This is a genomic window from Clostridium lundense DSM 17049, from assembly GCF_000619945.1.
GTDB classification, from domain to species: Bacteria; Bacillota; Clostridia; order Clostridiales; family Clostridiaceae; genus Clostridium_AO; species Clostridium_AO lundense.
Window position 1 is genome coordinate 753,589 of the sequence record NZ_JHVC01000001.1, and the last position, 25,928, is coordinate 779,516.

The window sequence follows — 25,928 nt, forward strand, 5'->3', positions numbered from 1 at the left end:
TGTATAACTAACTATAACTACAAAGGATGTGTTATTTATATGGAAAAAGAAAGAATTGCTTGCTATGTTAGAGTTAGCACAGATTTAGATGAACAGGATAGTAGTTATAAAAACCAAGAATATTATTTTAGATCAAAGTATTCTGATAAAGAAATTTTAATATATAAAGATAAAGGGACTGGGACAAGTTTTAGGAGAGAAGGCTTTCAACAAATGTTGCTCGATGCGGGATTAGACAAGTTGGATGAAAGAAATACTAACAAAAAAATAGTATTTATCCAAAGCGACAGAGAGCCTCTTTTCCGAAAAATCGTAGTTAAAGATACATCTCGTTTTGCGAGAAATATTGTAATAATGGATATAATAAGGGAACTAAAAGCAAAGGATGTATTTATATTCTTCGAGGACATACAGAAAGATACCTCTAAAGAGGAGGATATGGTAATGCTACAGATGCTTTTTACCTTTGCTGAAAACACTTCCAGAACTATTTCCCAAAGCACAAAATTTGGAAATAGGCGAACGATAGAACAGAATAAAATACGCAATAATGAACTCTATGGATATAATTTTGATAGAGATAAAAATGCACTAAATATTATTCAAGAAGAAGCAGAAGTTGTAAGGCTAATATTTAATTTGGCTTTAGAGCACGGCTTTAGAGTTATAGCTAATAAACTCAAAGAAATGGGGATTAAAAACAGAAAAGGTAAGTATTTTAGCCAACATACTCTTGTTAATATGCTGCGAAATAGAAAGTATGCTGGATATAACGTGCGTGGAAGATATGACAGTGTAAATTTATTCGGGAATCAAAAATATATTATGAAAAAGCGCGATGAATGGATAGAAATGCAAAATGAACGCATAGAACCGATTATTAGTGAAGAATTATATAATAAAGTGCAAGAGGCAATAGAATTAAGATGTTTGCATGGCAATCGTGGAAAAAACATAAGCAAAACAGATTTGGCTGGTAAACTTAAATGTAGCCGATGTGGAGCATCTTATATACTTGCGGCAGATAAAAGACTTACAAATCCAAAATTTCATAGCTACTATATTTGTTCACACAAAAAATCAAGGGGCAAAGAGTATTGTAATGCCGAAAACATAAAGAAATCTAGTTTTGATGATTTTATTGAAAAACAAAGGACTGTTATATATCCTAGCACAGGCGAATTAAGTATTAATCTACAGATTAAACAACTAAAGTCACAAATAAATGATATAGACGAGACTAATATTTATAAAACGCTGAAAACTTGCGAAGAAGAATTAAAAGATTTGCAAAAACAAGCAGAATTTTTAATAAATAATATGCTTACAAATATGACAGAAACTACTCAAAAGATTTTTAAAAGCAAAATGGAAGAAATTGAAAATAAGATTAAAGAAAAAGAAAAGGAAATAGAAAATAATCAGAATATACTATTGGATAAGGAAAGATATGTAAGACAATTAAATAGTAAAATCAAGGAATTAGAAAAACAAAAAGAAACTACACGAAAAGAGCTTTCAAGGGAAGAGTATCTAAAAAAGGTAGATTATTTTTTAATAAATAGTAAGGAGGACATCCAAGTTGTCCTTAAATAAAAATAAACTGTTATGGTGCTAATAACATCATAACAGTTTTTTATTTGCTTTAAAAAATGGCTCTATATCTACGTTTAAAGCACACATCCTATGGTATCTTCGTTGTCCAATCTTCACAATTCCATACCTTATTTGCCACTTCTCTATAAAATTCAGGTTCATGGCATACTAATAAAATACTACCTTTGTATTCCTTTAGTGCTCTCATTAATTCTTCCTTAGCCTCTACATCTAAATGGTTTGTAGGCTCGTCTAGGATTAGTATGTTAGTTTCCTTGTTTATAATTTTACATAATCTTACCTTAGCTTGCTCTCCACCGCTCAAAACTAATACTTTACTTTCAATATGCTTAGTAGTCAAACCGCACTTAGCAAGAGCTGCTCTAGTTTCATATTGAGTAAATGCAGGGAATTCATTCCATATTTCTTCTATACAAGTGTTATAGTTTGCTTCCTTCATTTCTTGTTCAAAATAACCGATGTATTGGTAATCTCCAAGCTCAACTTCTCCAGAAACAGGCTTTATTTGTCCAAGTAAGCTTTTTAAAAGTGTTGACTTACCAAGACCGTTTGCTCCTACTAAAGCAATCTTTTCTCCTCTTTCCATGTAAAGATTTAATGGTTTTGTTAATGGCTCATCATATCCTATAACTAAATCCTTAGTTTCAAAAATCATCTTACCAGCAGCTCTAGCTTGCTTAAAGTTAAATTGTGGTTTTGGCTTTTCTGCTATAAGTTCTATTCTATCAATCTTATCAAGCTTCTTTTGTCTAGACTTTGCCATATTAGCAGTAGCAACATTAGCCTTGTTTCTAGCAACAAAGTCCTCCAGCTTCTCTATCTCCTTTTGTTGTCTATCATAAGCTGCCTCTAATTGAGCCTTTTTAAGCTCGTATAATCTTTGAAATTCATTATAGTCTCCAACATACCTTGTTAGTTTTCTATTTTCAATATGATAGATCAGATTAATTACACTATTTAAAAATGGAATATCATGGGATATTAGCAAAAATGCATTTTCGTAATTTTGAAGATATCTCTTTAACCACTCAATATGCTCCTCATCCAAATAGTTTGTAGGCTCGTCTAGAAGTAATATATCTGAATTTTGAAGTAATAACTTACCTAAAAGAACTTTAGTTCTTTGTCCGCCAGATAAATCTGAAACATCTTTATCAAGTCCTAAATCTAAAAGTCCTAGTCCTTTTGCCACTTCCTCCACCTTAGCATCTATAATGTAAAAACCATTATGATCTAGCATGTCTTGAATTACAGCAGTTCTTTCAAGGGCTTTATTCATCTCGTCTTTATTCATGTCTCCCATATTGCCATAAAGTGTGTTCATTTCTGTTTCAAGATCAAAAAGATATTGGAATGCACCTCTTAATGCTTCTCTAATTGTCATACCTTTAATTAATGAACCATGCTGATCCATATAGCCTACTCTAACATTATTTGACCAAATAACTTGGCCTTCGTCTGGCATAAGATTGTCTGTAATAATATTCATAAATGTGGATTTTCCTTCTCCATTAGCTCCTATAAGCCCTACATGTTCCCCTTTTAATAGTCTAAAGGATACATCTTCCAAAATAGCTCTATCACCAAAACCATGGCTAATATTTTTAACAGTTAAAATACTCAATATTTATCTCTCCTTAAATTATAGAATAAAATAAAGTCATACTTTTTTATTGTATAAAAAGTTTTGGTGACTGTAAAGATATAGTATTAATTTTTTTATTTTTATCCGATGACTACTCGCTCTAATACTCCCATCTTCTTCAAAGTGGGAGTATTAAAGCGACTACATCCCTGGATAACGATTTCTAAGCTTGGGTGGGAGTAAAAACTCCCTCCGAAACCAAGAACTCTGTTTATGAAATACTTTTAGTAAATCCTTTGCCTTCTACTTCTGAAGCATCCAATATAGATATAAAAGCATTTTCATCTATTTCTCTTACCATTTGCTTTAATTGAGGTAACTGAGATAATGATACAACACAATATAATACTTTTCTGCTTTTTTTAGTATAAGCACCTTCCCCCTGCAAGAATGTTACTCCCCTCTTTAAATTTGCCATGATTTTTTTACTCACCTCATCCTCTTTATCTGTAATAATTAAAATCATTTTTTCCCTATTAAATCCTTTTACCACCTTATCAATCATATAGGAAGTAATGTACATGGAAACTAAGGTATATAATGCACTTTTTATATTAAATATAAAAGCTCCCATAATAACAATTATACAGTTTACTCCAAAAGTTATATTTCCTATATCTAAGTTTTCATGTTTTTTCTTTAATAATGCAATAACGATGTCCATTCCACCAGTAGAACCATAATTACTAAAAGCCATACCAATTCCTATTCCAACTAATAGACCCCCATATAAGCATAATAGCAGTGGATCATTTATAGAAATTAAATTATTTAATGGGGTTGTAATAATAAGCATAATGGAAAATGACACAGTTCCTACTAATGTAAATAAAGTGAATTTTTTATTCATTTTTTTATAACTTAAATATAGAAGAGGTATATTTATAGCAAATAACGTATATCCTGCAGGAATTTTAAAAATATATTGGATAATTAACGTAATTCCAGACACTCCTCCGCTAAGAAGTTTTGCATTTACTAAAAATACATTAACCCCTATAGCTGATATTAGTGTTCCTAATATAATAAAAATTATATTTTTCCCATTTTCCTTATTTATATGACGTTTTAATTCCAACTAAACCATACTCCTTTTAATAAATTCAGTATTATTGTTCCCTGATTTTTAGCTATAATTATATATTTCATAAAACAAAATAGTATTTTATGAATAATTTTTTAAATCCATCATGTATCATTATATTCAGTAGTACATATATTGATATTGTAATTAATAAAAAATTAGAAAGGCACTTTTATGTTTTTCTGTCCTTATTTTTTTAGATCTGCTCCAGTATCATATTTAAGAATTTTACATGCTGTTCCAGACGCACCAAAGGTAGATGTTTATTTAAATGATAAACTAGTAGCTAATAATTTAGCTTTTAAGCAATTTACAGAATATTTGTCAGTCATTCCTGGGTACTATAATGTAAAAATATATCCTGCCGGAAACACTGCTAATCCTGTAATAAACACTAGTTTTTTTGCAAGCGGAAATAATATATACACCGCTGCTGCTATTGGACTTTTGAAAAATATTTATTTAAAGGTAATAGAGGATACCCCTATGGCTATAGCACCTAATAAAACCATGATTAGATTTGTACACCTTTCACCTGATGCGCCAATGGTAAATGTAGTTTTACCTAATAAAAATATAGGCTTTGAAAATGTTTCTTTTGGGGAAGTTACAAACTACAAAGAAATGAGTCCAGGAATTTCCACTATACAAATATCAGCTGCACAAACCGGGAATGTAGTTTTAATGTCCCCAAATGCACGATTCGGTCCAAATAAATTTTATAGTATTTATGCAGTAGGTTTAGCTGGCGGCAACCCACCATTACAAATATTACTTCCACTAGATGGAAACAGCTATATTAAATTCTAGTTAAAAAGCATATGGTTTTCTATACCATATGCTTTAAGCCTTTTACTTATATATATTGATTAGCTGCACAAGCCCAATCTTTTATTATTTCTCCCATATCTTCAATAGCTATTTTCACATCATTTTTTTCTATCTTTTTATTAGATAGTTTTTTAATCTCTCCAGGTGGATTTGTTAGTGATAAATTTTCTTCTTGTCCTGTTAAAACCCATAAAGTCTTACGATTTATCACTTTTACTTTAATTTCTTCTTCTCCCATACCATCTGTAAAATATATCAAAAGATGGTTTCTTAATTTTTTATCATATATATACTGAAATACTGGAGAAAATGCAGTGCCTCCTCTAGTTTCAATCTTGGGCTTAATATCCTTAATACTTTTCACCTTATATACCCTTCTAATTGTATTATCACACTCCATTAAAGTTAATTCACATGGATGATTTCTAACTATAGAAAATATCTCTATCATTATTTTTTTTATTTCTTCGTCTGTTACACTACCACTTATATCTATAGCCACTAATATTTTAGCTACATGATTAGATAACTTACCTCTAAGCTCCAACCTATCTGGTTGTCTTCTATCTTTTCTAGTTATAGTCTTTTTATATCCCACTGGAAGAGTTCCTATAACCTTTTTAAGATATTCTGCCCAAGATATTTCAGGCTTTTCATTTAATGCCTTTAAAGCTTTTTCTAAGGAGCTTGGCATTTTACCTCGGTTACAATTATTAGCAGTCTTTTTAGTAAGTTCATTTAGTTCTTCAAAATTATAGTCGTCCTTGCATTGTATCCAAATATCATGTGCTTTGCTTATTTCATGTTTCCTTTCATACTTGTCATAAGGTTCACTATTTTTCCCTTGTAAAATTTCAGGACCTTTTTCTCCCTTTAATTTTTCCATAGCCTTTTGTAACTGTTCTGCATAATACTCCGCATTTTTTTCATATTCAAAATCTGCATCAAATGATAGTTTCACATTTTCTATTGTAGCACTCCATGGTGGTAGATTCTGTATATATTGATTTATAGATATATCTAGTGCAGTATTTACTACAAAATCACTGTACTTCTTTCTCATTTCCCCCCCTCTTTTAATATGTCCAAACATAATATGATATATTTCATGTTTTATTAATGCTTTTATTTCATCTAAATTGCACTCTAATAATATATATGGGTTAAAATGAAGAATAAAATGTGATAATGAAACGGTAGTTCCAATTGCTGTAGCAATGTTTAAATCTATTTTTCTTTTCATTTGTATAGTAAAAAGAGCGAAAAAGTTATCTTCACCTTTCATTAATGAAAAAGTACAAAGTTCTATTAATTTATAAAAATCACTGATAAATTCGTCTTTCAGTATAGGCTCCTCTCTCCAACTGTATACTTTTTTTAATAAATTTTTTCTTAGAGTTTCAAATTTATTATTTTCTTCCATAACTCTCCCCTCTAATCTTCTATTTGTTCATACATTGAAAAATATCCGTTAATAAATGTTTCATTCATCATAAATTCCTTATATAGAGTATCCTCATAATTAAACTTAATTTCCTGCATAATTCCCATTTTTAAATCTGCTGGATATAGTTGTAGATATTTTGAAAATATATCTATTTCTTTTACTCTATCTTCCTTGTCACTTAAATAATTTAATGCATTTTTAGAAGCTAAATATAATCTTGAATGACTTTCTTCCTTTACCTTCTTTATAAGCTCTTCATCTATTTCTTCTCTATTAAATAACTCTTTTGGTGTTATTAAAGGATGTTTATTTTCCTCAAGAAAATTAAAAAAGTCCTGTGCAATACTTCCGCCAACATTACCTTTTACTGCATTATAAAAAATTCTTGAAGGATACTTTTCCTTTTCCTCTAAGTAAACTTTATATGTATTAGATATTCTTTCCCAACTTCTTGGAGTTGCCTTAATGGACTCTTGAGAGTAAGGTGTATGTAAATATTCAGGGAATGTAGCAATAAACTGTAATATATCTTCATGAATATTGACTTTACTATCCATTCCCCATTGTAACCATACCTTTACATCTGCCTCCAACTCAATCCATACAAATCTATCTTCTTGAGCAGGGTCCATATCCACTACTTGATAATCACTTTGAACAAAAGCATCATATTTATTTGAAGGATTCATTGCAGCAATAACATCTACGGCATGGGGTAACATATATCCATTTATTTCTCTATTTAAAATTATATTCATTAATTCTTGCTGTACACTATGTTCACATCTATTTATTTCATCTATAAAAAGCAATACCCTTCTATTTGGATTTTCATCTAAAGCTTTTTCTATTTGAAGTAATTTTGTATGTACAGCATATACTGTTTTTTTCTTATTAGCATATATTCCATTTATATTAGTTGTATATTCTTCTACAGTAGGTAACCCTCCAATCTCCCCTTCTTTCAATAAGTTTCCATCTATATTTACTACATAGTAACCTTCTTTTTCTGCTAACTCTCTTACAAGGGAAGTCTTCCCTATACCACTTTCCCCAATAATTAAAGGAACAGCTCCACTTTTTATAACTAAACTTACTGTGGATAATCCATCATTAAAATTCATAAAAAACACTCCTTTATATGCTTAATTTATAATCTAGTAAAATTCTTTTAGCTTTCATACTTCCATACCTATATATAAAAGTTACCTTATCAAAAGTAAATGATTCGCATTTAATAAAGTCTACTATATAATTCTCATCCACATCTTTTTTTCCCATTTCCTCTTTTATAATATTTTCTACTAAAGCTATACTTTCTTTATCTAAATATTTAGCTATCTTTACATTTACCTTAATAAATTCTTTTATCTTATCCTGAGTTAAATTATCTATATACCTCATAGCTTCTTCATTTAATTTTATAGCTTCCATTTCCACTTTAAAACTTGGATTTTTTATATATTTAATATTTGTCCAATCCATTTTAACCGCAATTAACTGTATCTCTTCTGAAGGCTCCTTAATAAATTTAATAGAATCAAAATCCTTTTCTACAGCTACTTTCTGTAATTCTTCACTTGGTTTATTTATAAATTGTATTGCCCATCCCTTTGAGCTTACTGCCTCTTTTAACACACTATTACTTGGATTTTTTATATATCTAATGGTATTCCAAGCTTCTTTCACCGCATATAAACACATTTCTTCTGTAGGCTTTTCTATATATTCTATAGCCCACACATTTGACTTCAGCGCTTCCCATATAACCTTTTCAGAAGGATTTTTAATATACTTAAGCAAATTTCCATCCTCCCTTAATGCAATCAATACCATTTCTTCTGTAGGATTAGATATTAGCTTTATATAATATGGATCTTTCTTTATGTATTCTATAATATCTTTTTCTTCCACGTATAATACACCACCTATACTGATTATGTTATTATATTATCATAAAACAGGAACAAATTGAATATATAATATCATTTAATAATAATTATTTTCTTGCACAAAATTATTAATTTTCATTTTACTATAATATATAATTTCTCTTTATTAAAAATAATTAAGCATGTGATTTATAACCAATCACATGCTTAATTATTAATATACCAACGCAATAAGCAATATAAGTAACACCACTCCAAATATATATATTGAATAGGTTATACTATTCATTCTATATCCAGCTTTGCTCATGCTTTTACTTAAACTTATACTATACTTATTTTCTTTAGATTTATTAAGTTCTCTATTTTTTATATTAAATCTTATATTTCTTTTAAATTTTATTTCCTTTTTAGCTAATGATTGAAAACTACCATTTATGAAATCTATACTTTTAATTAATCCTTCATCAAATATCTTTAATATAAAACTACAACTTTCAAATAAAAACCAAAATACAGGTATATATATATTCTTCTCTATACTAAACCAATTAAGTGCCTTATTTTCATACCACCAACTTTTTCCTGAACCCTTTCTTAGAACTTTTCTTATAAATCCTACATAAAATACCATACCTAATCCTATTGATATAAAAGATGACTTTATATTTTCTAAGGAATAAAAATCAGCATGGATTCCACTTTCTACATTAAAAGACATTACTGCTTTGTCTAAAATATAAATTATATACTTTGGAAAAATACCAATAAGTATTACTAAAATGGATAGTACAATTATAGGGAATTCAACCTTTTTCTTATTTATAATATTTTGTTTACTTACCATTTCATTATTTTCTTCTACAAATACCCCTACAAATATTTTAAGAAGATATGCTACGGTAAATCCACTACTTATTACAAATATAATTTCTCCTAATGTTAGCCAAAAACCTCCATACATATGAACAGCTTCTGCCAAAGCATGATGTAACATGTTTTTACTTATAAAACCATTGAATCCAGGCATGCCTATAATACCACATAATCCTATTAAAAATAATATTTTTAGAGGCTTTTTATTTCTACCAAAACCACCTATGGAATTTATACTTAGCTCATGTAAAGCCATATAAATTTCACCAGCAATCATAAATAATAACACTTTAAATATCACATGATTTATTATGTGATATAGTGTAGCATATAATGCGATTCCTTTATTCACTTCTAGTATTCCCATAAGTCCAATACCAACTATGATATAACCCATTTGACTCATACTACTATAAGCTAAAATTCTTTTGATGTTTCTTTGGAACATAGCCAAGAATCCACCAATAAACATAGTTATAAAACCTAATACTAAAAGAGTAATTGCTACATTTTTATCCCCTGGAACTATTATTTGAGAGGTTACCATAATACCAAATATTCCAGTTTTTAATAATATACCTGAAAGTACTGCACTAGCAGGAGCTGGAGCTGCTGGATGAGCTTTAGGTAACCAAATATGCAATGGAAACATACCTGCTTTTATACCAAAGCCAAATATTATTAATCCAGTTATTAAATATTTCATATTTCCAATGCCATCTATTTCTGTTTTTAATCTAGTAATTTCTAAAGTTTGAGTATAATCATATAGTAAGAATAGTCCCATGAGAAGAACTAATCCTCCTGTTACCGCCATAATTAAATATGTTCGACCTGCCTCGTGAGAATATTTATCCTCATCATGAATTATTAAAGGATAAGATGTCAAAGACATAATTTCAAAGAAGGTAAATAAATTCAAAAAATTCTCTGACACAAATATTCCTATTGTACTCCAATAGGTAAGCATAAAAAATAGATAGTATCTATTTCTATTTTTATAACTGTTTAAATATTCAGTAGAATATATAGTTACTAAAAACCATATCAAAGTAGTCAACCATACAAATATATATCTAAACATATCTATCTTTATTTGCAATCCAATTCCCATAATGCTAGGTATAAACAAATCTATTCTTCCTTTACTTACATAAGGAAACAGAGCGCAGGTAAGTATAAACATATAAAAAGTTAATACTACATTAAAAAAATCTCTATACTTTTCATTTACCCTACCAATTAGATATCCTGTAAAAGAACCTAATAGAGGTAATATTAATATAAGTAACAATACGAATTTTACATTCAATAACTTCACCTTCTTTCTTACATCAATTCACTAGCTATTTCTTGTACAAAAATTAGCACATAATTTGGAAGCAACCCTAAAAGCACTGTTATTACTGTTATACATACTATTGGAATCAACATTTTTTTAGGAGCCTCTTTATTTAAAGAAATTACATTATCGCCTTTTTTGAAGAAGGCTGCTGTAACTACAGGTAAAAGATACATTGCTGTAAGTAATGCACTTAATAAAAGTATTGCTGGAAACGCAATCTTTCCCTCAACAAGAGCTCCTTGAGCTAGAAACCACTTACTTACAAATCCATTAGTAGGAGGTATTCCTATTAATGATACAGATGATATGGCAAAACACCACATAGTAATAGGCATTTGTTTTCCTATACCTTTAATTTGCCCTATTTCTGTTTTTCCAGTAGTATACATTATTGCACCTACACAAAAGAATAGAGTTATTTTTATTACTGCATGATTAATAAGATGTAGCATAGATCCAACAAAAGAATTTTCATTTAATAAAACTATGCCAAGCAAAATATATCCCAACTGGCTTACAGTTGAATAAGCCAACCTTTTTTTCAAATTTTGTTGATGTAAGGCTAAAAAAGATCCCATAAGTATAGATATTACTATTAATACAACTAAATATCTTGTACTATGAGTTTTTCTTACAATTTCTGCTCCGAATATATAATAAGTTGTTCTAGTTAAAGCAAAAACCCCTGATTTTACAACCGCAACAGCATGTAAAAGTGAACTTACTGGAGTTGGAGCCACCATAGCTTGTGGCAACCAAGAATGAAACGGTACAAGAGCTGCTTTAACGCCAAAACCAATAAACAAAGCTAAATAACTTAATGATATTAAGCTAATATTTAAGTTTGAATTAGCATTAAATATACCTTTAGGCATAAAAGTTAAACTATTAGTTATACTAAACAAGACTATCATTCCAAGTAGTGCTAAAGTTGCTCCTACAAAGGAATATACCAAGTATTTTTTCCCACTTTCCAAAGCTTCTTTGCTTCCATTATGAATAACTAAAGGAAATGTTGCTAAGGTTAAAAACTCATAAAAAAAGTATAATGTTATTAAATTCCCTGAAAATGCAATACCTAAAGTTATTCCTAAAGTAGCTAAAAAATATGCAAAAAATCGATCTTCCTTTCCCTCATGTTTCATATACTCCATAGAATATATTGTGGTAAATATCCAAAGAACTGAAACTATTGAGCCAAAGAAAATACTTAATTTATCTATTTTAAAGTATAAATCTAAAAATTCATTAATTTTTAGAAGATGCAGTTTTCCTTCTGAAAAATAACAAAATAAACTTAATACAAAGATAAAATTTAATACAACAGCAGATCCTGCAAAAATGTTTCTTCTCTTCTCATTAAATTTCGCCAATATTATAATAATAGCAGCTAAGAAAGGAAAACATATGGGTAGTAGTATATATAAATCTTTCAAAATTTAATCCTCCTATACTAATCCTGTCTTAATCAAATTTATTATTCCCTTAGAAGCCATACCAATGTATATCATAGCTATAACTAAAATAATTATTGGTAACAACTCGCTTAAAGGTTTACTTTTACTTTTATAAACTTTTTGCTGCAAATTTTCCTCTCCAAAATATCCATTAATAGAAATTGGAAAATAATATACTGCATTTAATAAACTACTTACAAGTATTACTGCAATTAACACTGTTTTATTAGATTGTATACTACCTAAGGATAAATACCATTTGCTAACAAATCCTGGTAACAGTGGTATACCTATCATGGATAATGATGCTATAAAAAACAACCCAAGAGTATAGGGCATTTCTTTCCCTACTCCTTTTAGATCCTTTAAATTTTTATGCCCAGTTGCATGAATTATTGTACCTGCACATAGAAATAAGGCTGCTTTAGTAACTGCATGGCCAATTATATGAAATATAGATATAATTAAACCTATTTCTGTACCAAGACCTATAGCAAAGAAAATATATCCCATTTGCGCTACAGTAGAATATGCAATTACTCTTTTAAAATTATTTTGCAATATTGCAAAAATAGAACCTAATATCATACCAAGACAACCTAATAAAAGTATTATATTCAATATAGAAAAGTTTCTAATTATTTCTATGCCTAAAACTCTATATAAAACTTTTATTAAAAATAATACATATCCTTTTAAAACCAAGGAAGATAATATGGCACTTGAGGTGGTTGGAGCATTAGAATGGGCATCTGGTAACCATGTATGAAGTGGAAACATGGCACTTTTTACTCCTAATCCCACTGTAAATAATCCTGATGTTATAAGAATGGCTCGTGGATAATTGGTATAATTTTTTACCAATTCCTTATGAATATAAGTCATATTCAAATGTCCAGTCATAGAGTATAGAAATGCAATTCCCATAAGAACTAATCCTGAACCTAGGCAACTCATTATTAAATATTTCATTCCTGCTTTTATGTTTTCTTTTTTGTCTTTAACTACTACAATACCGCAGGAAGCCAGGTTTCCTATTTCAATAAATACAAATACATTAAACATATCATTTGAAAATACTATACCAAGCAAAGAAGCTATAAGTATGTTAATTAAAAAATAATATAATGGTATTTTATCTTCTCTTATATCTGAATTTATATTATATATTGAATACCATATAACCATAACAGCTATAAAGGTAAATAATATTCCAATTATACATTCAACAGTTCCCACATGAAATTCTATACCAAAAGGTGCATCAAAATGTCCAACTCTATAATAATAATCTCCAAGTTTTAAAACTCTATTTAATGTGGCTATATACATTAAAAGACTTAAAGCAAAAGTTACTAAACTTACCCCTTTTATTATTTTCTTTTTCTTAATTATAGGCATTGTAGTTGCCGTAATAAATAAACCTAATATTATTAAAATGGGGAAACTATCTATCAGCAAATCTACTCATCTCCTTTTTCTAAAATTTTATCTAACTCCACTGTTCCATATTTTTCATATATTTTTACAGTTAGGGCTAAGGCAAAGGCCGTAGTACTAACTCCTACAACTATACCAGTAAGCATCAGTGATGTTGGTATAGGATTAATGTATGCTCCAACCCCTTTGAAATCTCCAGTAATAATTGGAGCTTCTTTCCCTTGTATATATCCCTTAGCAATAAAAAATAAAAATACAGCGGTGTCCATTATATTCATTCCTATGACCTTTTTAATTAAATTATTATGCAATAAAAGAGTCATAAACCCTACTCCAAATAAAATTATTGCTCCCGTTTCATAATAATTAGTTAAGAGTTTTTCCATGATTATATTTCTCCTTCTTCAAATAAACTATAAAAAAAGTACATAGTAATACCAACTACAGCTCCTACAACAATATTTAATGGTAATAGAAATCCTCCACTTAAAATTTTACCTGGAGTACCTAAAGGCGGTGATGGCCAATTTAAATGACTTCCACCAGACACAAAACTATAACCTTTCATAACTCCATATAATATTAATCCTATAGATACTATTTTTATTAATTTTGAATACTTAAATTTCTCTTGGGCTTTTTCCTTTCCATAAGTAATTCTGTACAAAATAAAACTTGTTCCAAGTATTGTACCTCCAGCAAAACCTCCTCCTGGACTTAAATGTCCATGGAAAATGATGTAAATTCCGAATATTTGTATTAAAGGAACAAGTATTTTTGTTATTTCATTTAATATTTCGTCCTTCATGTAATCACTCCCTTACCTCTTTTTTTAATACTATTAAAACTACCACCGCCGAGGTAAATAATACACTAGATTCCACAAAGGTATCAAAGGCTCTGTAATCTAATATTACTCCTGTTATTATATTTGTTGCTCCTGTATCTTTCATTGAATTTTCTATGTAGTATTTGGAAACTTCATTATGAGTTGGAGTATTTTCTTTTCCGAAATCGGGTAATTCTACAACACCAAGAAGTAATATAGATGTTAATCCAATAGTTAATATAGCACCTAAAATTTTTTTCATCTTTTTACTCCCCTAATTCTCTTTAAAGTAATTATAAATAATACTGTAGTTATACCTGCCCCTACTGCTGCTTCAGTAATAGCGAGATCTGGTGCATTAAGTTGCTGCCACAATATTGCCATTACTAAGCTATATACCATAAAAACTATAATAGCACCTAATAAACTTTTTATAGAGGATACAGCAATAGATGAAAAAATTAAAAATAGTAGCATTATCATACTAAATATTTTCATCTTTATTTTCCCCCTCTCTTTTATTTATTCTCCTTAGATATTCTGCCTTTCCAATTAAATGTGTTGCTGTAGGATTGGTTATCCAAATAAAAATTAAAATAAGAATTAATTTTAAACTAGAACCATTAAATCCATTAAATATTATTAGCCCCGTTAAACTTAAAAGTGCTCCAAGAGTATCACATTTAGCAGCACTATGAACTCTAGTAAAAACATCTGGAAATCTTAATATTCCAAGAGTTCCTACCATAAAAAAGAATAATCCTCCAAATATAAATATTCCTCCTACTATAGTTTTAATCATCTATTACCTCCCCCTATGTTTTGAATATAGTTGGCTATAACTATAGATGCAATAAAACTAATCAATGCATACACTAACGCTACATCTATAAAATAACTTTCATGTAGTATTAATGAAACTATTAAAATTAATATTATGGTTTTATTACCAATTACATTTATAGCAATAAGCCTATCTGCTGCACTAGGTCCTTTTAACGCCCTATACATGCATGCTATTATAGTTACTGATAAAAACATTATTGAAAATATTAGTATTTTAATCATTTTTATTCCTCAGCTTTCAAAAGAATCTTCTCAAAATCCGATTGCAATAAATCGTTTACATTCTCTCTTTGTAAACAATGTATTGTTAACTTTTTGTCCTCCATTAACAAAGTAAGTGTTCCTGGCGTTAATGTTATAGAGTTTGCCAACAATGTTTTGCATAAAGGTGATTTAATATTTGTATCAATAGTTACTACTTGAGGAGATATGTCCATTTTAGGACTAAGAACTATTTTAGCTACATGAAAATTTGATTTGAAAATTTCTCTTATCAAAATCGCAAAATACTTTAAACTATAAATTATAGTTTTACCCTTTGTCTTGAAAAAATTATCCCTTTCCATAATCAGGTCTCTATTAAATTTAAAAATAAAATAGCAGACTAAACTTCCAATTATGGAAATTTCCATATTAAGGGATTCGCATAAAACAACCCAAAACCCAAAATAAAGCGAAATAAGCCAAAATTTCATCAAAAATGCCATCCTTTCTTCTTCTTTTTAATTCCCTAATATTATATTATCAAATTTTATATATAGTCGTCTATATTTTTTTTGGATTTATTCATTTTTTTTAATTAACAAAATACATAAAACATTTAATCTATAATATTTTATTATGCTAAATGAGGTAAATATAACTATTTTATAGGTATTTTATTTTGTATTTTATTACAATAAAAGAAAATGATAGCTTATATTTTCTTTTTAAACTACCATTTTATACCATATATTAAATTTTAACCCTTTTATTCCAATTCAGTAATTAGAATATTTTTACTGTAAATATTTCATTTTTCACTCAATCTAAATTTTTGTCAATTATACCCCCACCAATTAAAATATCTTCTGAATAAAATACAACAGATTGACCATTGGTAATAGCCCTATTTGGATCATAAAGTCGAACTTTTATTTTGCCATTTTCAATAGGTATTATTATTCCTTTAGATGTAGAGGAACTATATCTTATTTTAACTTCCACCTCTAAAGGAGATATTAAATTGTCAAAAGGAATAAAATTTAATTCCTTTGCAATAAACTCTTTTTTAAATAAATCCTCATTATCACCTAAAGTAATTTCATTTTTTTCATAATCAATTTTCACAACATACATAGGCTTTTTTAAAGCAATACCTAAACCTTTTCTTTGACCAATAGTATAATAAATTATTCCCTTATGATTTCCTAATATATTTCCTTCTTTATCAATAAAATAACCTTCTTTAGGTTCTTGGCCTATTTGTTTTTTTATAAATTTCCCATGATCATTATCCGGTATAAAACAAATTTCTTGACTGTCCTTTTTATTGTATACATTTAAACCAATATCTTTAGCTATAGCTCTTATCTCATCCTTATTATAATCTCCACAAGGTAATAATGTATGCTCTAACTGAAATTGAGTAAAATTATATAATACATAGCTTTGGTCTTTCTTTAAATCAACACCTTTCTTTACAATAAACCTACCATCATCATTTTTATCTATCCTTGCATAGTGTCCAGTTGCAATATAATCTGCTCCTAGATTCATTGCCCTCTTTAAAAAAGAATCAAACTTTATATATTTATTACATGCAATACAGGGATTGGGAGTCCTTCCTTGCATATATTCCTCTATAAAATTTGTTACTACCTTTTCCTTAAATTCTTCTTTAAAATTCATCACATAAAAAGGAATACCTAATTTATAAGCTACTCTTCTAGCATCATTTACAGAGGATAAGGAACAACATCCTCCTTCCTTTTCTTCATATTCCTCATCACTTTCCCATATTTGCATAGTAACTCCTATTACTTCATAACCTTGCCTTAACAAAAGGTAAGCTGCTACTGAACTATCTACTCCTCCGCTCATACCTAGCACTACTTTTTTTGCCACTTAAATCACCAGCCTTAATTTTGCATTTCCTTGTTACTTTTTCTTACTTTTTGAACTATTTCCTTTAACTTATCTACTACATAATAAATATCTTCTTTTGTAGTTGTATATCCTAATGTAAGCCTTATGGACGATTTAGCAATTTTTTTATCTAAACCTAAAGCTAGTAGCACATGAGAAGGCTCCATAGCTGATGCTTGACAAGCACTTCCACTAGAAACACAAATTCCTTCTCTGTCCAATAAAAATACTAAGTCTTCTCCATGTATCCCTGGAAAACTAACGTTCACGTTATTAGGTAATCTATTTTCTCCTAAAGGGCCATTTATCTCAACCTTCTCTATTTCTGACAACTTATCTATTAATTCATCTCGCAATCTACTTAGCCTTATACTTTCTTCTTCCATGCAGTCTAATCCTAGTTCTACAGCTTTTCCAAATCCCACTACTAGTGGAACATTTTCTGTACCTGCTCTTTTTCCTCTTTCTTGAGCTCCTCCATGAATTAAACTGTGTATTTTAATGCCTTTTTTTATATATAAAGCACCTATTCCTTTAGGCCCATATATTTTATGAGCAGATAAAGATGCCATTTGAATATTCATTTTCTTTACATCTATAGGGATTTTACAAAATGCCTGTACTGCATCTGTATGAAATACTATATTATTTTCCCTGCATATCCTTCCTATTTCTCCTACAGGCTCTATAGTTCCTATTTCATTATTTGCAAACATTATAGAAACCAATATAGTATCATTTCTTATGCTTTTTTTTAAGTCTTCTAATTTAATAAATCCTTTATTGTCTACTGGCAAATATGTTATATCAAAACCTATATCTTCTAGATACCTACAACTATTTAATACAGCCTCGTGTTCTATTTTAGTTGTAATTATATGATTACCCTTGCACCTATTAGCTAGAGCAAATCCTTTTATAGCCCAATTATCTGCTTCTGATGCACCACTTACTATATATATTTCTTCAGGTGTACAATTTAGTCCTTTACTTATTTTTTCCTTTGCCAATTCTATAGCCATTCTACTATTCATGGAAATGGAGTATTGAGAAGAAGGATTTCCATAATACTTCTTGAAATATGGATACATTTCATTTAATACTTCTTCTTTTATATATGTTGTCGCTGCGTGATCCATATATATTATTTTATCCATAAATCCCTCTCCCTTCTTTCTTAATCAAATACTGGTGTAGATAAATATCTCATTCCAGTGTCCGGTAACATTATTATTATATTTTTCCCCTTATTTTCTTCTTTCATACCCAATTTTCCTGCTGCATATATAGCTGCTCCAGAAGATATACCAACTAATAACCCTTCCAATTTAGCTACTTCTGCTGTAGCATTAAATGCATCCTCATTTGATACCTTAATAATTTCATCTATTATATGAGTATTTAACACAGAAGGTATAAATCCTGCTCCTATACCTTGAATCTTGTGAGAACCGGGCATTCCACCTGAAAGCACTGGTGAGCTCTCTGGTTCTACAGCTACAATTTTCACATGAGGATTTTTCTCTTTTAGAGCTTTTCCAACACCAGTAATTGTTCCACCAGTACCTACTCCTGCTACAAATATATCTATCTTACCATCCATATCTTTAAGTATTTCCATTGCAGTAGTTCTTTCATGGATTAATGGATTAGCTAAATTATTAAACTGCTGTGGTATAAAAGAATTTGGTATTTCTTTAGATAATTCCTCTGCTTTTTTTATAGCTCCCTTCATTCCTTCTGAAGCAGGTGTCAATACAAGTTCTGCTCCATATGCTTTTAATAACTTCCTTCTTTCTATACTCATAGATTCAGGCATAATTAAAATTAATTTGTATCCTTTTGCTGCTGCTACAAAAGCTAATCCAATGCCTGTGTTTCCACTAGTTGGCTCTACGATAACGGTATCCTTATTTATTGCCCCTAATTTTTCTCCCTCTTCTATCATTGAATAAGCTATTCTGTCTTTAACACTACCTGTTGGATTAAAATATTCGATTTTGCTAATTAAATTTGCTTTAACCTTATGAATTTCCTCATATTTAGATAACTTTAGTAATGGTGTATTTCCTATTAATTCTATTAAATTATTATATATTTTCATAAATAACATCTCCTTTAAATTATTATTCCTATAGGACTAGTAGGTATTTATCTAAAAATATATATATTATATATATTATATATAATATATATATTCTGGATTTCTTTCTTTGTTATATTCATAAACTAAATCTTCTAGTGTAACAGAGTCTACAATAGAGTTAATAGCTTGATTTAATTTATCCCAAAGATTTTTCTTAATACATAAATCCATTATGTCCTTGTCTATGTCATCTTCTCCTACTACTTGTAGATCTCCTTCTAAGGCCCTAAGTATATCTCCAGCAGTTATTTTAGACATACTATCTGCTAATGTATAACCACCCTGAGCCCCTTTTTTACTATTTACTAAACCATTTTTTCTAAGAGCAGAAAATATTTGCTCTAAATATTTTTCAGATATGTTTTCTCTTTCAGAAATACTTTTCAATGTTACATTTTCTGAAGAAGAATATATAGCTATATCTATCATAGCTTTTAGTCCATATCTGCCCTTAGTTGAAATTTTCATATCAGCACCTCTTATTTATATTAATCCTATATGTTTTATATGATTATAATACTTTAATTCAAATATGTCAATATTTATCTACTAAAGGCGGTAAAATAATTTATATAAGCTTATACAATTCCCCATCTTCTCTATTTATTCTTTTTTCTAAAAGATCAAATATAATTTCTGATTCTTTTAGAAACTCCTCTTTGTTTTTTAACAATTTACTCTTAGTATTATATTTATTCTTAAATTCTATAAATTCATTGCAAATATTACTCATTTCTTTTATATAAGCTTCACTTATACTTTTAACTGTTAAATCATTACTTTTTAACAAATCAGGATATAAATGTTTGTCTTCTGAATTCAAATGAATTTTTAACTTACCAGCTAATATGTTTATATTTTTAGCAATTTCGGTTCCTTCATCCATACTTTCTCCACTTATTGAAAGACTTTTTATTGTGTTTACAAGTTCAGTTATTTCCAAATGTTGCCTTTTTAAATTACTTAAATTATTCACATTAATACCTCCAGTGTTCCATAAATATTTTTAATCTATAAATAAGATTATAATAGATTAAAAGTATATTTACGGTAACACTGGTTACTTATTAAATATTATTTTAAGTATATATAATATGAATTGTATCTATTAAGCATTTAGCAGCTCTTTTTCTTTTTCTTCTATAAATTGATTTGTGTATAGATTATAGTAATAACCTTTTTTCTTCATTAATTCCTCATGATCACCATTTTCTAATATTTTACCTTTTTTAATTACTAATATTTTATCTGAAGATACTATAGTAGAAAGTCTATGCGCAATTATAAAGCTTGTTCTATCTTTTAATACTTTACAAATAGCATCCTGTATTATCTTTTCTGTTTCTGTATCAATAGATGAAGTTGCCTCATCTAACACAAATATAGCTGGATTCGCTATTATTGCCCTTGCAAAAGAAATCAATTGCTTTTCTCCTGAGGATAGCTTTCCTCCACCTTCTCCAACCTCTGTATGATATCCTTTTTCCAATTTCTCTATAAATTCATGGGCATTTACAAGTTTTGCTGCCTTTATTATTTCTTCTTCAGAAGCATCTAATTTGCCATACCTAATATTATCCATTACGCTCCCACTAAATAAATGAGGACTTTGAAGTACATATCCTAAATTTGATTGTAACCAAAGCAAAGATCTATCTTTATAATTTTTATCATCAATTAAAATTTCTCCTTTAGTAGGCTCATAAAATCTACATAACAAATTAACTATAGTACTTTTTCCAGATCCCGTCTCCCCAACAAGAGCTATTTGTTCACCTTTCTTAACTTCCAAATTAAAATTTTCAAGGACCTTCTCTCCATTTTTATATGAAAAGGATACATTTTTAAAAGATATATCTCCTTTGATTTTTTCCCAATTTTGTGTCTTAGCATTAAAAACATCGCCATACTTTTCTATTACCTCTTTGTTATCCCAAATTTCAACTTCTTCTTCAATTAAGGAAATAACTCTTTCCGCTGAAGCTTGAGCATGCTGCAACTCTGCCAAAGTGGTTGCTAATTGACTTACAGGCTCAAAAAATTGAACAGAGTATGAGAGAAACATAACTAAGGTTCCATAACTTATATTTCTTAATATAACCGCTTTTCCTCCAAAACATAATGCTAAACCTGTACCTATACTTCCAAGAGTTAATACAATAGGTAAAAACAAAGCAGAAAAGGTCGCTGCTCTTATTGATGCATATCTCATTTCTCCTGTATCGACTTTAAATTCCTGTAAATTATCTTCTTCCCTTACCAAAGTTTTTGTTGTAATTGCTCCGGATATACCTTCATTAAAGTTTCCTGTTATTTTTGAATTTATTTTTCTTACTTTTCTATAAGATGCTAAAATCTTTTTTTGAAAATATATTCCTATTATAAAAAGTGGGGGAACTACCACTAGCGTTATTAAGGTAAGTTTCCAATTATGAATAATCATTACTACCGTAAACCCTATCATCATCACCAAAGCCCAGACTAAATCTATAAGCCCCCATGATATTATCTCACTTAATCTCATAATATCAGATGTCATTCTAGAAGTTATCCATCCAATAGAATTTCTATCATAATAGGAAAGTGACAATTTTTGTAGCTTTTCAAACCCTAGTTTTCTTACATAGTTAGCAAGTCCTGTTTCTATTTTTCCTGCATAGATAATAAAAACTTTTATATTTATAGCCTGAATTATTATAATTACCAAATATCCTAAAGTAAATTTATATATACCTTTTATATTTTCACCTATTATAAAGTTATCTATAGCATATTTAGTAAGTAAAGGAGCTATGGCATCTATACCCGCTACTCCAATCATCAATAATACTAAAACTTTTAATTTACTTCTAAATATAGAAATATATTTAAATAGCTTTGTCCATATACTAAAATTAAATTTTTTATCTTTTTCTTCTTCATTAAAGTTCATATATATCACCACCTAACTAACCTACTTTTTCACTATTTATATCTTCTTTATCCGTGTTTTTTTGTATTTCCCAAATTCTTTTATATAGTCCATCATCTTTGATCAATTCCTCATGTTTACCCATTTGTACTATCTTTCCTTTGTCCAAAACAATTATCTTATCTGCATCTTTTATTGTAGATATTCTATGAGAAATTATAAAAGTAGTAACTCCTTTACTTCTATCTTTTAAAGCTTCTCTAATTTTTTTATCTGTTTCTGTATCCACCGCACTTAAAGAATCATCAAATATAAGTATAGGAGTCTTATTTATCAACGTTCTAGCTATAGCTACTCTCTGTCTTTGTCCTCCTGAAAGAGTAACACCATTTTCTCCAACTAAAGTATCATATCCTTTTTCAAAATCAACTATAACTTTGTGTATGGAGGCTTGGGAAGCAGCTTTCACTATTTCTTCTTCTTGTGCTTCTTTTCTACCTATTTTTATATTTTCCTTTATAGTTCTTGAATACAAAAAAGGTTCTTGTAATACCAAACCTATATTTTTTCTTATCCACTTTTTATTTATTTCTTTAAGCTCCACCCCATCTATCTTTATAGAACCCTTTTGATAATCATAAAGTCTAGTTAAAATATAGGTAATTGAAGATTTTCCTGAACCTGTATGTCCAATAATAGCAATCCTCTCCCCTTTTCTCACTTTAAATGATACATCCTTAAGAACAGGAATATCTTTTTCATATTCAAAATACACATCTTTAAATTCAATATTTCCCTTTATCTCTGTTTTTTTCTCATAGTTAAATTCTTCTTCTATCTTTTCATCCAATATTTCTCCAATACGATTTATAGATACAGTCATTTTACCCATATCGGAAAGAATTCTTCCAAGCTGTCTAACTGGCCATAAAAGCATTCCTTCATAATTCATAAATACAACTAAAGTACCTAAAGATATGTTTCCTTTAGCTGCATAGTATACGCCTGCTATCAAAACACCTAATATTTGAAGCATACATAAGAAATCTGATATACTCCAGTAATTAGCTAACAAATAGTATAACTTTAATCCTAGCTTTGTATAGTTCTCATTTTCTTTATTATACTTTTCTATCTCATATTTTTCCCTACCAAAGGCCCTAACCACTCTAACGCCAGAAAGATTTTCCTGTAATATTGTAGTCATCTTTGCTTCCGCTTCATCAACTTCCTTAAATAAATTGCTTATTTTGGAAAAAAACAAAAAAGAGAACACAAAAATTAATGGTACTGTTCCTATTGAAATAAGAGTCATCTTTATATTCAAAGATATCATAGCTCTAACAGAAAAAATTAATATAAAAATAGCTCTTCCTATTTCCACAAATTGAGTAGATAAAAATTTTCTTATTGTATCCACGTCAGATGTGCATCTTTGTATAAGTTCTCCTCTTTCGCTTTTAACATGATATTCATAAGGTAAATATTGTATATGATTATAAAGGTTTTCTCTTATATTTTTAGCTATATTTTCTGAAGCTTTAGCTGATAATTTACCTCTTAAAAATAGAAATATTCCCCTTATAGCAGTTAATGAAACTAAAGCCAATGAACATACCCACAAATTGTTAACTAGTAGAGATTTACCGCCTATTTTATTTATAATATTTTTTAAATATGGTGAACTTGGTAAAGGCTTATCTCCAATAATAGAATCTATAGTAATTTTTACAACTAATGGTTCTAATGTGGCTATAAATGTTGCTATAGCTATACTAAATATAGCCCCAAAATATAGCAACTTATTTCCTTTTAAGAATTCTAATAGTCTTTTGCCACTACTCATATATCTTCCCCCTCTTAACTATTTTTAATTTTCCCACTCAGGTGTACCTAGTTATACCTTTGTAATTAATTTTATTAGAATATCTTTTCATAAAAACACCCCTCCACTTAATTTAAAATATAAAAAAAGCTCCAGAAAAATCCTAGAGCTTTTGTTAAAACGTTAAAAATTACATATTTAAATATTACAAAAGCCATAGGGCTACACAACCTACCTATGGCTTAATATAAACCTTCTTTTATTTTATCTATCCATTATTGGTCGTGTTTTACTATAAAATTTTATATTTAATTTGTGTCCTTTAATTACTAATAGTAACATTTACACGACCTCCAATTCATTTTATATTTTTCAGTATATAACAACTTTTCCAGTATTTCAAGTAGTTTTTTATAAATATATTAAGAGCTTATTTTGTCTTAATTAATATAAAAGTAATAATGTCAAATTAAATAATATTACATAACATGATTATGTACCATGAATTTTAGGAGGTCTATATGTATATATTACCTATAATATTTTTGGCCATATCATCAAGTAGTGACGCTTTTGTAGTTGGAATAAGCTATGGAATAAATAAAATTAGTATAAATTTCACCAATAATCTACTCATAGCTTTAATATCAGGTATTGGAACATTTTTATCCATGGCATTGGGTAAATTGTTGTTAAATATAATTCCAATAGAGAAGGCTAATGTAATTGGTAGCTCTGTATTAATTTTGTTTGGAGTATATATGCTTATACATTCACTAAAAAATGATTGTAGCAAGGAAAAAAATGATTCTAAAATAAATATGGAGGGAGAAAATTATTATCATAATGTTTTAAACAATCCTGAAATAATAGACGTTAATGGGTCTAAAAACATAGAAATTAAAGAGTCTTTATTTCTAGGTATTGTTCTTTGTATTAATAATATTGGCTTAGGTATTGCTGCCAGTATAACTGGATTAAATATGTATCTAACTTCTTTAGCTTCATGTATTTTTAGTATGCTTTTTATACAGCTTGGTCATTATGTAGGAGAAAAATTCTTATCCAAAACACTATCAAAATACTCTGAAATAATTTCTGCATGCATAATTATTTTATTAGGAATATACGAAACCTTTATATAAAATTGTAAATAATGCTACTTTTTATAAAAGGACATTAAATTTAATGGGGATGTCGCACTAACAATAAATCATACAATATATTGTGTTAACTTTAAACTGGGAAACAGTATATTGTATGTAAATTCTTTAATACGACAGCCCCTCCTTGTTTATTCTCGAGTCTGTGAAAAAAAGTCTGTAAATTACAAAATATAGCAGCTTTCTATGATAAAATATAAATATCATAGGAGGCTGTTTTGTTATGGGTAAGAGAAAAGAAAGATTAACAGAGGGAAAAAAGAATATTATTGCTGATTTAATTAGGGAGTATGACATTCAATCTGCTGAGGACATTCAAGACGCATTAAAAGACCTTCTTGGAGGTACTATTGAAAGCATGCTTGCAGCTGAGATGGATAACCATTTAGGGTATTCTCCATATGAGCGTACTGATGTAGAAAATGCACGCAATGGAAAGAAACAAAA

26 protein-coding genes are annotated in these 25,928 nt (G+C 28.8%); 4 read left to right on the forward strand and 22 right to left on the reverse strand.

Features of this window, described 5'->3' with window-relative positions; all coding sequences use genetic code 11:
• Positions 1 to 39: 39 nt before the first annotated feature.
• Entirely contained in the window at positions 40 to 1,596 is a 1,557-nt protein-coding gene (locus T514_RS0103650) for a recombinase family protein (RefSeq protein ID WP_034867931.1), read from the forward strand.
• Between the two features lie 88 nt (positions 1,597 to 1,684).
• Here the strand turns inward: T514_RS0103650 and T514_RS0103655 are convergent, their stop codons facing one another.
• Together T514_RS0103655 and T514_RS0103660 are read right to left on the reverse strand one after the other, a co-directional pair.
• Complete coding sequence (locus T514_RS0103655; RefSeq protein WP_027623546.1) at positions 1,685 to 3,241, reverse strand: ABC-F family ATP-binding cassette domain-containing protein; 1,557 nt, start codon at positions 3,239 to 3,241, stop codon at positions 1,685 to 1,687.
• 232 nt (positions 3,242 to 3,473) lie between these two features.
• Complete coding sequence (locus T514_RS0103660; protein ID WP_027623547.1) at positions 3,474 to 4,340, reverse strand: YitT family protein; 867 nt, start codon at positions 4,338 to 4,340, stop codon at positions 3,474 to 3,476.
• A 180-nt stretch (positions 4,341 to 4,520) separates the two neighbouring features.
• Between T514_RS0103660 and T514_RS0103665 the strand changes: the two genes are divergently transcribed.
• Positions 4,521 to 5,156 (forward strand): DUF4397 domain-containing protein, encoded by a 636-nt coding sequence (locus T514_RS0103665; protein WP_027623548.1) that lies wholly within the window; start codon positions 4,521 to 4,523, stop codon positions 5,154 to 5,156.
• A 46-nt stretch (positions 5,157 to 5,202) separates the two neighbouring features.
• On the opposite strand, the gene T514_RS0103670 is transcribed toward T514_RS0103665, so the two are convergent.
• The 20 genes from T514_RS0103670 to T514_RS0103760 all read right to left on the reverse strand — a co-directional run bounded on the left by T514_RS0103670 (position 5,203) and on the right by T514_RS0103760 (position 24,339).
• Positions 5,203 to 6,600, reverse strand: a complete 1,398-nt coding sequence (locus T514_RS0103670; RefSeq protein WP_027623549.1) for a vWA domain-containing protein — start codon at positions 6,598 to 6,600, stop codon at positions 5,203 to 5,205.
• 11 nt (positions 6,601 to 6,611) lie between these two features.
• Positions 6,612 to 7,748 carry an ATP-binding protein gene (locus T514_RS0103675; protein WP_027623550.1) on the reverse strand — a complete coding sequence of 379 codons (1,137 nt, stop codon included), beginning with the start codon at positions 7,746 to 7,748 and terminating at the stop codon, positions 6,612 to 6,614.
• 13 nt (positions 7,749 to 7,761) lie between these two features.
• On the reverse strand, positions 7,762 to 8,538 hold the full coding sequence (locus tag T514_RS0103680) for a hypothetical protein (RefSeq protein WP_027623551.1): 777 nt from the start codon (positions 8,536 to 8,538) through the stop codon (positions 7,762 to 7,764).
• A 192-nt stretch (positions 8,539 to 8,730) separates the two neighbouring features.
• Positions 8,731 to 10,704 (reverse strand): complex I subunit 5 family protein, encoded by a 1,974-nt coding sequence (locus T514_RS23755; RefSeq protein ID WP_051541729.1) that lies wholly within the window; start codon positions 10,702 to 10,704, stop codon positions 8,731 to 8,733.
• 17 nt (positions 10,705 to 10,721) lie between these two features.
• A complete protein-coding gene (locus T514_RS0103690; protein WP_051541731.1) occupies positions 10,722 to 12,173 on the reverse strand; it encodes a proton-conducting transporter transmembrane domain-containing protein in 1,452 nt (483 codons plus the stop codon).
• A 12-nt stretch (positions 12,174 to 12,185) separates the two neighbouring features.
• A complete protein-coding gene (locus T514_RS23760; protein WP_034867935.1) occupies positions 12,186 to 13,655 on the reverse strand; it encodes a complex I subunit 5 family protein in 1,470 nt (489 codons plus the stop codon).
• A gap of 2 nt (positions 13,656 to 13,657) precedes the next feature.
• Positions 13,658 to 14,020, reverse strand: a complete 363-nt coding sequence (locus tag T514_RS0103700; RefSeq protein WP_027623553.1) for a sodium:proton antiporter — start codon at positions 14,018 to 14,020, stop codon at positions 13,658 to 13,660.
• Positions 14,021 to 14,022: 2 nt separating this feature from the next.
• Positions 14,023 to 14,442 (reverse strand): MnhB domain-containing protein, encoded by a 420-nt coding sequence (locus tag T514_RS25520; RefSeq protein WP_051541733.1) that lies wholly within the window; start codon positions 14,440 to 14,442, stop codon positions 14,023 to 14,025.
• A 4-nt stretch (positions 14,443 to 14,446) separates the two neighbouring features.
• Complete coding sequence (gene mbhE / locus T514_RS25525) at positions 14,447 to 14,725, reverse strand: hydrogen gas-evolving membrane-bound hydrogenase subunit E (RefSeq protein ID WP_051541735.1); 279 nt, start codon at positions 14,723 to 14,725, stop codon at positions 14,447 to 14,449.
• Positions 14,722 to 14,961 carry a hydrogenase subunit MbhD domain-containing protein gene (locus T514_RS0103710; RefSeq protein ID WP_027623554.1) on the reverse strand — a complete coding sequence of 80 codons (240 nt, stop codon included), beginning with the start codon at positions 14,959 to 14,961 and terminating at the stop codon, positions 14,722 to 14,724. The genes mbhE and T514_RS0103710 overlap by 4 nt, the downstream gene beginning before the upstream one ends.
• Positions 14,948 to 15,265, reverse strand: coding sequence for a monovalent cation/H(+) antiporter subunit G (gene mnhG / locus T514_RS0103715; RefSeq protein ID WP_027623555.1), 318 nt, complete (start codon positions 15,263 to 15,265; stop codon positions 14,948 to 14,950). Before mnhG ends, T514_RS0103710 begins: the two co-directional genes overlap by 14 nt.
• Positions 15,262 to 15,531: an MrpF/PhaF family protein gene (locus T514_RS0103720; protein ID WP_051541738.1), complete on the reverse strand. Its 270-nt coding sequence runs from the start codon at positions 15,529 to 15,531 to the stop codon at positions 15,262 to 15,264. The genes mnhG and T514_RS0103720 overlap by 4 nt, the downstream gene beginning before the upstream one ends.
• A 2-nt stretch (positions 15,532 to 15,533) precedes the next feature.
• Positions 15,534 to 16,016, reverse strand: a complete 483-nt coding sequence (locus tag T514_RS25530) for a Na+/H+ antiporter subunit E (protein ID WP_084284257.1) — start codon at positions 16,014 to 16,016, stop codon at positions 15,534 to 15,536.
• A gap of 316 nt (positions 16,017 to 16,332) precedes the next feature.
• On the reverse strand, positions 16,333 to 17,415 hold the full coding sequence (gene mnmA / locus T514_RS0103730; protein WP_027623557.1) for a tRNA 2-thiouridine(34) synthase MnmA: 1,083 nt from the start codon (positions 17,413 to 17,415) through the stop codon (positions 16,333 to 16,335).
• A gap of 14 nt (positions 17,416 to 17,429) precedes the next feature.
• Positions 17,430 to 18,593 carry a cysteine desulfurase family protein gene (locus T514_RS0103735; RefSeq protein ID WP_027623558.1) on the reverse strand — a complete coding sequence of 388 codons (1,164 nt, stop codon included), beginning with the start codon at positions 18,591 to 18,593 and terminating at the stop codon, positions 17,430 to 17,432.
• Positions 18,594 to 18,613: 20 nt separating this feature from the next.
• Positions 18,614 to 19,540, reverse strand: coding sequence for a cysteine synthase A (gene cysK / locus T514_RS0103740; RefSeq protein ID WP_027623559.1), 927 nt, complete (start codon positions 19,538 to 19,540; stop codon positions 18,614 to 18,616).
• 75 nt (positions 19,541 to 19,615) lie between these two features.
• A complete protein-coding gene (locus tag T514_RS0103745; protein ID WP_027623560.1) occupies positions 19,616 to 20,050 on the reverse strand; it encodes an RrF2 family transcriptional regulator in 435 nt (144 codons plus the stop codon).
• Positions 20,051 to 20,150: 100 nt separating this feature from the next.
• A complete protein-coding gene (locus tag T514_RS0103750; protein ID WP_027623561.1) occupies positions 20,151 to 20,558 on the reverse strand; it encodes a hemerythrin domain-containing protein in 408 nt (135 codons plus the stop codon).
• Positions 20,559 to 20,690: 132 nt separating this feature from the next.
• Positions 20,691 to 22,514, reverse strand: a complete 1,824-nt coding sequence (locus T514_RS0103755; protein WP_027623562.1) for an ABC transporter ATP-binding protein — start codon at positions 22,512 to 22,514, stop codon at positions 20,691 to 20,693.
• 16 nt (positions 22,515 to 22,530) lie between these two features.
• A complete protein-coding gene (locus T514_RS0103760) occupies positions 22,531 to 24,339 on the reverse strand; it encodes an ABC transporter ATP-binding protein (RefSeq protein WP_027623563.1) in 1,809 nt (602 codons plus the stop codon).
• 500 nt (positions 24,340 to 24,839) lie between these two features.
• Here T514_RS0103760 and ytaF point away from each other — a divergent pair, with 500 nt between their 5' ends.
• Entirely contained in the window at positions 24,840 to 25,463 is a 624-nt protein-coding gene (gene ytaF / locus T514_RS0103765; protein WP_027623564.1) for a sporulation membrane protein YtaF, read from the forward strand.
• A gap of 241 nt (positions 25,464 to 25,704) precedes the next feature.
• Positions 25,705 to 25,928: transposase (locus tag T514_RS0103770; protein ID WP_027623565.1), on the forward strand; the 224-nt coding region annotated here is incomplete at its 3' end.